This is a genomic window from Pseudomonas sp. IT-232MI5 (assembly GCF_949767845.1).
Taxonomy (GTDB): Bacteria; Pseudomonadota; Gammaproteobacteria; order Pseudomonadales; family Pseudomonadaceae; genus Aquipseudomonas.
The window spans coordinates 1-812 of record NZ_CATKQE010000030.1; the positions used below are offsets into that span (position 1 = coordinate 1).

An 812-nucleotide genomic window follows, 5' to 3' on the forward strand; every position below is an offset into this window, starting at 1 on the left:
GTCATGAAATCGAGTAGGACGGAGCACGAGAAACTTTGTCTGAATATGGGGGGACCATCCTCCAAGGCTAAATACTACTGACTGACCGATAGTGAACTAGTACCGTGAGGGAAAGGCGAAAAGAACCCCGGAGAGGGGAGTGAAATAGATCCTGAAACCGTATGCGTACAAGCAGTGGGAGCCCACTTTGTTGGGTGACTGCGTACCTTTTGTATAATGGGTCAGCGACTTATTTTCAGTGGCGAGCTTAACCGAATAGGGGAGGCGTAGCGAAAGCGAGTCTTAATAGGGCGTCTAGTCGCTGGGAATAGACCCGAAACCGGGCGATCTATCCATGGGCAGGTTGAAGGTTGGGTAACACTAACTGGAGGACCGAACCGACTACCGTTGAAAAGTTAGCGGATGACCTGTGGATCGGAGTGAAAGGCTAATCAAGCTCGGAGATAGCTGGTTCTCCTCGAAAGCTATTTAGGTAGCGCCTCATGTATCACTGTAGGGGGTAGAGCACTGTTTCGGCTAGGGGGTCATCCCGACTTACCAAACCGATGCAAACTCCGAATACCTACAAGTGCCGAGCATGGGAGACACACGGCGGGTGCTAACGTCCGTCGTGAAAAGGGAAACAACCCAGACCGTCAGCTAAGGTCCCAAAGTTATGGTTAAGTGGGAAACGATGTGGGAAGGCTTAGACAGCTAGGAGGTTGGCTTAGAAGCAGCCACCCTTTAAAGAAAGCGTAATAGCTCACTAGTCGAGTCGGCCTGCGCGGAAGATGTAACGGGGCTCAAACCATACACCGAAGCTACGGGTATCA

Annotated in this window: 1 rRNA gene; it reads left to right on the plus strand. The window is 51.4% G+C overall.

What is annotated here, in order from left to right:
* A 23S ribosomal RNA gene (locus ACM6JQ_RS16000) occupies window positions 1-812 on the plus strand; the annotation flags it as partial.